Here is a 7,244-nt window from a genome sequence, read left to right as displayed (position 1 = left end):
GCGCCAGCCGGCTGGCGCAGGCGCTGCCCAGCCAGATGCCGAAGACGACGATGGCCAGATAGACCCCGACCTCGCCCGACGACCGGCCGAGCTCCGCGGTGATGATGAAGGGCGCCGCGGCGATGAAGGCGTACATCGAGGTCGTGGCGCACCCCCCGCCCAGCGCGTATCCCAGGAAGGCCGGCGAGCGCAGCAGCTTCAGATAGCTGCGCAGCACCTGGCCACTGTCCTGCTGGCTGGCCGCCGCCACGCCCGCCGGGATCCAGCGCCAGGCCAGCGCCGCGTTCAGCACGCCGAGGCCGCAGAGCGACCACAGCACCGCCCGCCACCCCGCCGCCGCCGTCAGCGCCGTGCCCAGCAGCGGCGCCAGCCCCGGGCCCAGCGCCACCATCAGGTTCATCGTCGCCAGCCGCTGCGCCGCCTCGGACAGCGCCGAGCCGTCGCGCACGATGGCCCGCCCCAGCACCAGCCCGGCGCAGCCGCCGAGCGCCTGGAACAGCCGCGCCGCGATCAGCGCGGTCGCATCCGGTGCCAGGGCCGCGGCCAGGCCTGCCGTCGTGTAGAGAAAAAGCCCGGCCAGCAGCACCGGGCGGCGGCCGTAGCGGTCTGACAGCGGCCCGTAGACCAGCTGCCCGACGGCGAGGCCGGCGATGTAGAAGCTGATGGTCAGCTGCAGCGAGCCGGGGCTCGCCCCCAGCGCCGCCGCCGCCTGCGGCAGGGCGGGCACGAAGACATGCATGGCCAGCGTGCCGCTGAAGGTGATCAGCGCCAGCAGCCAGAGCGGCGCGCGGCGCGGTTCCGGCGGCGGGCCGCTCACGCCTCCCGCTCCGCCAGCGCGGCCAGGATCTTCTCCAGCACCAGGGTCGAGGTCTCGAGCTCGGCGTCGTCCACCCCGGCCAGCACCGCGCCGCGCACCTCGGCCGAGGCCGCCTCGACCTGCGCCACCAGCGCCCGGCCCTCCTCGGTCAGGAAGATCGCCTTGGCGCGGCGGTCATCGGGATCCTCGCGCCGCTCGATCAGCCCGGCCGCCTGCAGCGCATCCAGCAGCCGCACCACCGTCGAGCTGTCCAGCGCCAGCGAGGCCGCCAGCGCCTTCTGCCGCATCGGCTGCGGGGCGCGGGCCAGGTGCAGCATCGGCAGCCAGGTCGCCTCGGTCAGCCCATAGGCCTGCAGCCGCTGGTCCACCGCCCGCCGCCACTGCCGCGCCACCTGCCCGACCAGCCGGCCGAACACCTCCCGGCGTTGCGCCGCATCCGCCATCCGCCCCTCCGCCTCCGGAAAGATGCATTAGCATTAATTGGCAATGCACCTATTGTCGAGCGCTCGCCGCCGCCTCCTCCAGCAGCCAGGCGCGCAGCGCCGCGATCGCCGGTTCCTGCGCCCGGCTGCCCGGACAGAGGAAAAAGTAGTCGCCGGCACTGGGAATGCGGGCGGCGCTGGCGGCGACCAGCTCGCCCCCGGGCGGGAGCAGAACCTCTGGCACCAGCGCTACCCCCTGGCCGCGCCGGGCGGCCTCCAGCGCCATGAAGAAATGCCCGAAGGACGGCTGCCCGGGGGCGATGGCCCCGCCCTTCACCCCCTGGGCGCGCAGCCAGTCCGGCCAGGCATGCCGCCGCGTCGAGGTATGGATCAGCGGCATGTCCGCCAGCCGTTCCGCCGTGAGCGGCTGGCCGCCGGGCAGCCATTCCGCCCGGCAGACCGGCACCAGCACATCCGGGAACAGCGGCTCGGCCACCAGCCCGGTCCAGTCGGCGACCATCTGCAGCTCGATCCGCGGGGCGCGGGCGGGATAGCGCCGCCCCGGCAGCGGCCCGACGCGGATGGCGACATCCAGCTCCCCCGGCGCCAGCGCCGCCGGCGCGATCGAGGACAGCAGCCGCAGCTCCAGCTCCGGATGCCGCTTGGCGAAGCGGTCCAGCCGCGGCATCAGCCAGGCCGAGGTGATGGTCGGCAGCGCCCCCAGCACCAGCCGCTGCGGCCCGGCGCCGCGCAGCCGCGCAGTCCCTTCCTCCAGCGTGGAAAAAACCTCGTCGGCGAGGCGCGCCATGGCCTGCCCGGCCTCGGTCAGCTCCACCCGCCGTGTCAGCCGCCGGAACACCGGCCGGCCCAGCCACGCCTCCAGCGCACGGATCTGCCGGCTGACCGCGCCCTGGGTCACCCCCAGCTCCGCCGCCGCCGCGCTGAAGGAGGCCAGCCGCGCCGCCGCCTCGAAGCCGCGCAGGGCATGCAGGGGGGGAAGCTGTCGCCGGGCCATGCATGACCCTAGCTCATGCATCGGCGGCATGGAATTCGGTTGTCGGGCGGCACGGCCCCGGCTTCCATCGCGCCCATGCCGAAGCAGAACCGCCCGCCCCTCCGCATCGCCATCGCCGGCCTCGGCGCCGTCGGCCTCGCCGTCGCCCGCGCCCTCGACGCCGGCATCCCCGGCTGCCAGCTCGTGGCCGTCTCCGCCCGCGACCGCGAGGCCGCCGCCGCCCGCCTGGCCGGGCTGACAAGCCCTGTCCCGGTCCTGGCCATCGAGGCGCTCGAGCCGCTGGCCGACCTGGTCATCGAATGCGCCCCCGCGGCGCTGCTGCCCGCCATCGCCGAACCCTTCCTGCGCGCCGGCAAGACCGTGATGGTGCTCAGCGCCGGCGCCCTGCTGCGGCACGAACACCTGATCGCGCTCGCCCGCGAGGAGGAGGGCCAGATCATCGTCCCCACCGGCGCCCTGCTCGGCCTCGACGCGGTTGTCGCCGCGGCGGAAGGCAACATCACCGCCGTCCGCATGATCACCCGCAAGCCGGTGCGCGGCCTGGTCGGCGCCCCCTACCTCGTCGAGAACGGCATCGCCATCGACGACATCCGCGAACCCTTGCGCATCTTCCAGGGCACGCCGCGCGATGCGGCCGTCGGCTTCCCGGCCAACCTGAACGTCGCCGTCGCCCTGTCGCTCGCCGGCATCGGGCCGGACAAGACCACCCTGGAAATCTGGGCCGACCCGGACCTCACCCGCAACACCCACCGGATCGAGGTGGAGTCGGACTCCGCCTTCCTCTCCATGGCGATCGAGAACATCCCCTCGGAGAATCCGAAGACCGGAAAGATCACCGCCCTCTCGGTCATCGCCTGCCTGCGCAAGCTGCGCGCGCCGCTTCGGGTTGGGACATAAGCATCGGGGGGAATGAATTCCCCCCGGCCCCCCTTCTTTTCTTTCTGCACGTTATCGGGCGGGCCTGCGGCCTCGCCCCACAAAAACAACGCCAGTCACGGCCAAACCACCAAGGCCGGAACAACAACAATGCTTCGCAGAACACTGATCGCCGCGACCCTCGCAGCCCCCGCCATTGCCCGCGCCCAGTCCTGGCCGGCAGCGCCCGTGCGCCTGCTGGTGCCCTTCTCCGCCGGCGGCCCGACCGACCTGCCCGCGCGGCTGATCGCCGACGAGCTGTCAAAAAGCTTCGGCCAGCGCTTCGTCGTCGAGAACCGCACCGGCTCCGGCGTCATCGTCGCCAGCGACGCCGTGGCCAAGGCGCCGAAGGACGGCCAGACCCTGCTCTACACCACGGTCGGCCACGCCGTCGCCCGCGCCCTCTTCCCCCACCTGCCCTTCGACCCCGTCGCCGACTTCCAGCCGGTCGCCCATATCGGCCGCATCCACAACGTCGTCATGGTCAACAAGGACGTTCCGGCGAAGACCCTGCCCGAATTGCTCGCCCTGTTCCGCGGCAACCCCGGCAAATTCAACTACGCCAGCAACGGCAATGGCGGCTCGATCCATTTGGCGACCGAGCTGCTGCTGTCGATGGCCGGCGGCCTGGACGTGACGCATGTCGCCTATCGCGGCTCCACCGCCGCCATGCCCGACCTGCTGAGCGGCCACGTCGCCATGATGCTCGACGTCCTCTCCAGCGGCATGCCCTTCATCCAGAAAGGGGAAACCCGCGGCCTGGCCATCACCGCCGCCCAGCGCTCGCCGATGTTCCCCGACCTGCCGACGGTCGCCGAGACCATCCCCGGCTATGAGAGCTTCACCTGGCACATGGTCCTGGCCCCGGCCGGAACGCCCCCGGCGACGGTCGCCCTGCTGAACGCCGCCATCAACAAGGTCGTCTCCGACCCGCGCCACAAGGCGACGCTGCAGGGCCAGGGCATGGATGTGGTGAGCGACAGCACCCCCGCCAGCAGCGCGGCCTTCCTGCAGGCCGAAATCACCAAATGGGAAGCGGTGATCAGCAAGGCGGGCATCAAGGCGAGCTGATCGCCGGGGAAACGCGACTTCATCGCCGGGCAGGCAGCCGGCCCCGCTTGGGGCCGGCTGAGGCCGGGAATGTGGCCCGCGCCGTATGGCGCGCAAGCCAAGCGCGCGGATGCGCGCGCCGGCGCCTGAGGCAATTACCGCATCGGCAGCGGGTAGTGGAGCCCGCCCTTGGTCCACAGCTCGTTCACGCCGCGCGCCAGGCCGATCGAGGTCTTCGGCCCCATGTGGCGCTCGTAGATCTCGCTGTAGTTGCCGACCGCCCTGACGACGTTCACCACCCAGGCGGGCGAGATCTTCAGCGCCTGGCCCAGCTCCGGCGTCACGCCCAGCAGGCGGCGGGTGTCGGGATTGGTGGTCTGCTTCACCATCTGCTCGACATTCGCCGAGGTCACGCCGCGCTCCTCCGCCTCGAACAGCGCGTTCACGTACCAGCGCACCAGGTCGAACCACTCGTCGTCGCCGCGCCGCACATAGGGGCCGTAGGGCTCCTTGGAGAAGCGCTCCGGCAGGATGGTCCAGTCCGCCGGCGTCGGCATCGAGGAGCGCGCCGCCGCCAGCTGCGAGGCGTCGGTGCCGAAGCTGTCGCAGCGCCCGGCCTGCAGCGCCGCGATCGCCTGGTCGGTGCGCTCGAACAGGATCGGCGTGAAGGGCAGGTTCTGCGTGCGGAAGTAGTCCGCCGTCACCAGCTCGTTGGTGGTGCCGCTGACCAGGCAGATCGTGGCGCCGCCCATCTCGGAGGCCTTGGTGACGCCGCCATTGGCCTTCACCATGAAGCCGTGCCCGTCGTAGAAATAGGCGGTGATGGCGCGCAGCCCCAGCGTCACGTCGCGCATCATGGTGTGCGTGCTGGTGCGGAACAGCACGTCGATCTCGCCGGAGTTCAGCGCGGTGAAGCGCGTCGACGAGCTCAGCGGCTGGAACCGCACCTTCGACGCGTCGTTGAACAGCGCGACCGCCAGCCCGCGGCACATGTCGACATCCAGCCCCTGCCAGGTGCCGCGCGCATCCGGCAGCGCGAAGCCGGCGATGCCGGTGTGGATGCCGCAGACCAACGTCCCGCGCGCCTTGATCGCGTCCAGCGTCGCCCCGGCCTGCGCCGGGGCGGATGCGCCGAACCAGGTGGCCACCGCCGCGACGGTGGCCAGGATGGTGCGCTTCAGCATGGTGAGCTTCCCTGTAGCGTTTTTCTCACGCGAAGGTGCGGACTCGCAACGTCGATCGTCAAGCCTGCGCCGCCGGGGTTTTTCACGCCGCGCCGCAGCATGCCGCGCGAAACGCAGGCACCCTGCCCGCCCGCTGCCCGCGCCGCGGTCCTTTCCGGTCCTGGTGGCGCCGCGCCGCCGGCCGGGGCATGCTGCGCCCGACCGCTACCCCAGGACCGCCACCATGCCGACCCGCCTCGCCCAGCTCATGACCCCGGCCCTCGTCCTCGACGAGGCGCGCATGCTGCGCAACGTCACCCGGCTGGAGCGCCACCTGCAGCCGCTTGGCGTCGCCATCCGCCCGCATCTGAAGACGGTGAAGTCGGTCGATGCCGCCCGCCGCATCCTGGGCAGCAGGCGGGGCCCGGCCACCATCTCCACCCTGAAGGAGGCGGAGGAATTTGCGGCCGCCGGCATCACCGACCTGCTCTACGGCGTCGGCATCGCGACCGCCAAGCTGCCCCGCGTGCTGGCGCTGCGCGCCGCCGGCTGCGACCTGGCCCTCACCCTCGACAGCATCGGCCAGGCCGAGGCCGTCGCCGCCGCGGCGCGCCAGGCGGGCGATGCCATCCCGGTGCTGATCGAGATCGATTCCGACGGCCACCGTTCCGGCCTCGACCCGGCCGATCCGCGCCTGATCGCCATCGGCCGCATCCTGCACGAGGGCGGCGCCACGCTGCGCGGCGTCGTCACCCATGCCGGCGAAAGCTACGGCGTCTCCGGCGCCGAGGCGCTCGCCGCCTTCGCCGAGCGCGAGCGCCTGGCCGCCGTCACCGCGGCCGAGCACCTGCGCGCCGCGGGCCTGCCCTGCCCCGTGGTCAGCGTCGGCTCGACGCCGACGGCGCATTTCGCCCGCGACCTCGCCGGCGTCACCGAGGTGCGCGCCGGCGTTTATGTGTTCTTCGACCTGGTCATGGCCGGCATCGGCGTCTGCACCCCGGACGACATCGCCCTCTCGGTCCTGGCCACCGTCATCGGCCACCAGGAGGAGCGCGGCTGGATCATGGTCGATGCCGGCTGGATGGCCATGTCGCGCGACCGCGGCACCGCGGCGCAGGCGGTCGACCAGTTCTACGGCCTGGTCTGCGACATCGACGGCCGCCCCTATCCCGACCTGGTGCTGAAGGCTGCCAACCAGGAGCATGGCATCGTGGCGCTCCGCCCCGGCAGCCAGGCAGCCCTGCCCGACCTGCCGCTCGGCGCCGTGATGCGCATCCTGCCCAACCATGCCTGCGCGACCGCGGCGCAGTTCGAAGGCTACGAGGTGCTGCCCGCCGACGGCACCCCCCTGACCCACTGGCCCCGCTTCCGCGGCTGGTAGTTTTTTCCGGCTGTTCTGGCCTCGATGGGCCGGAACGGGGAGGGGCCAGAAGGGCTGGCCGGATTGGCCAAGCTTGCGGGTTTCACCGGCGAGGCGCTTGATGACGGCATCCTCCTGGGAGACATCGCCATGCCGCCTCTCACCCGCCGCGCCCTGCTGGGCGGCGCCGCGCTGCTGGCCCTTTCCGCCTCGCCGCTGGGCCGCCTGCTGGCGCAGCAGCCGGCCGCCCCCGCCCCTGCCCCGGCCCCTGCCCCCGCCGGCACGCCCAGCCGGATCCGTGGCCGCATCACGGCGCTCGACGGCGCCACGCTGCGCGTCGCCACCCGCGAGGGCGGCACCGCCGAGATCGCCCTCGCCGAGACCGCGACCGTCTCGGCGCTGCGCCGCGTCGCGCTGGCCGACATCACCCCGGGCACCCCGGTCGGCGCCGTCGCCGAGCCGGGCGCCGATGGCCAGCCCAAGCCGGCCGCCATCACCGTGC

7 protein-coding genes and 1 pseudogene are annotated in these 7,244 nt (G+C 72.7%); 4 read left to right on the top strand and 4 right to left on the bottom strand.

The features are described from left to right. The 3 genes from BKE38_RS13190 to BKE38_RS13180 all read right to left on the bottom strand — a co-directional run. Window positions 1–817, bottom strand: an 817-nt coding sequence (locus BKE38_RS13190) for a Bcr/CflA family efflux MFS transporter (RefSeq protein ID WP_076957776.1), incomplete at its 3' end; no start/stop codon positions are given. Continuing rightward, window positions 814–1,260 (bottom strand): MarR family winged helix-turn-helix transcriptional regulator, encoded by a 447-nt coding sequence (locus BKE38_RS13185; RefSeq protein ID WP_076957775.1) that lies wholly within the window; start codon window positions 1,258–1,260, stop codon window positions 814–816. The genes BKE38_RS13190 and BKE38_RS13185, both read right to left, overlap by 4 nt. Before the next feature lie 49 nt (window positions 1,261–1,309). Continuing rightward, window positions 1,310–2,254 carry a LysR substrate-binding domain-containing protein gene (locus BKE38_RS13180; RefSeq protein WP_076957774.1) on the bottom strand — a complete coding sequence of 315 codons (945 nt, stop codon included), beginning with the start codon at window positions 2,252–2,254 and terminating at the stop codon, window positions 1,310–1,312. A gap of 75 nt (window positions 2,255–2,329) precedes the next feature. On the opposite strand from BKE38_RS13180, the gene BKE38_RS13175 reads away from it, so the two are divergent. Then, a complete protein-coding gene (locus BKE38_RS13175) occupies window positions 2,330–3,151 on the top strand; it encodes an aspartate dehydrogenase (protein ID WP_076957777.1) in 822 nt (273 codons plus the stop codon). 129 nt (window positions 3,152–3,280) lie between these two features. Then, entirely contained in the window at window positions 3,281–4,240 is a 960-nt protein-coding gene (locus BKE38_RS13170; protein ID WP_076957773.1) for a Bug family tripartite tricarboxylate transporter substrate binding protein, read from the top strand. Window positions 4,241–4,374: 134 nt separating this feature from the next. Here the strand turns inward: BKE38_RS13170 and BKE38_RS13165 are convergent, their stop codons facing one another. Further along, window positions 4,375–5,403 carry an amino acid ABC transporter substrate-binding protein gene (locus tag BKE38_RS13165; protein WP_076957772.1) on the bottom strand — a complete coding sequence of 343 codons (1,029 nt, stop codon included), beginning with the start codon at window positions 5,401–5,403 and terminating at the stop codon, window positions 4,375–4,377. 223 nt (window positions 5,404–5,626) lie between these two features. Here BKE38_RS13165 and BKE38_RS13160 point away from each other — a divergent pair, with 223 nt between their 5' ends. Further along, the gene (locus BKE38_RS13160) at window positions 5,627–6,763 is read left to right on the top strand and encodes a DSD1 family PLP-dependent enzyme (RefSeq protein WP_076957771.1); all 1,137 of its coding nucleotides are present in this window, start codon (window positions 5,627–5,629) and stop codon (window positions 6,761–6,763) included. 129 nt (window positions 6,764–6,892) lie between these two features. Beyond that, window positions 6,893–7,244: pseudogene (locus tag BKE38_RS13155) on the top strand (hypothetical protein); the annotation flags it as partial.

The sequence above is a fragment of the Teichococcus deserti genome (genome assembly GCF_001982615.1).
In the GTDB taxonomy this organism is placed as follows: Bacteria; Pseudomonadota; Alphaproteobacteria; order Acetobacterales; family Acetobacteraceae; genus Pseudoroseomonas; species Pseudoroseomonas deserti.
Note: the sequence above shows the minus strand (reverse complement) of the source record. Positions and strands in the feature narration are given on the sequence as shown.

Bases quoted from the DNA above. Each gene is read 5' to 3' on its own strand.
- BKE38_RS13185 (WP_076957775.1), bottom strand. From the start codon at position 1,260: ATGGCGGATGCGGCGCAACGCCGGGAGGTGTTCGGCCGGCTGGTCGGG.
- BKE38_RS13180 (WP_076957774.1), bottom strand. From the start codon at position 2,254: ATGGCCCGGCGACAGCTTCCCCCCCTGCATGCCCTGCGCGGCTTCGAG.
- BKE38_RS13175 (WP_076957777.1), top strand. From the start codon at position 2,330: ATGCCGAAGCAGAACCGCCCGCCCCTCCGCATCGCCATCGCCGGCCTC.
- BKE38_RS13170 (WP_076957773.1), top strand. From the start codon at position 3,281: ATGCTTCGCAGAACACTGATCGCCGCGACCCTCGCAGCCCCCGCCATT.
- BKE38_RS13165 (WP_076957772.1), bottom strand. From the start codon at position 5,403: ATGCTGAAGCGCACCATCCTGGCCACCGTCGCGGCGGTGGCCACCTGG.
- BKE38_RS13160 (WP_076957771.1), top strand. From the start codon at position 5,627: ATGCCGACCCGCCTCGCCCAGCTCATGACCCCGGCCCTCGTCCTCGAC.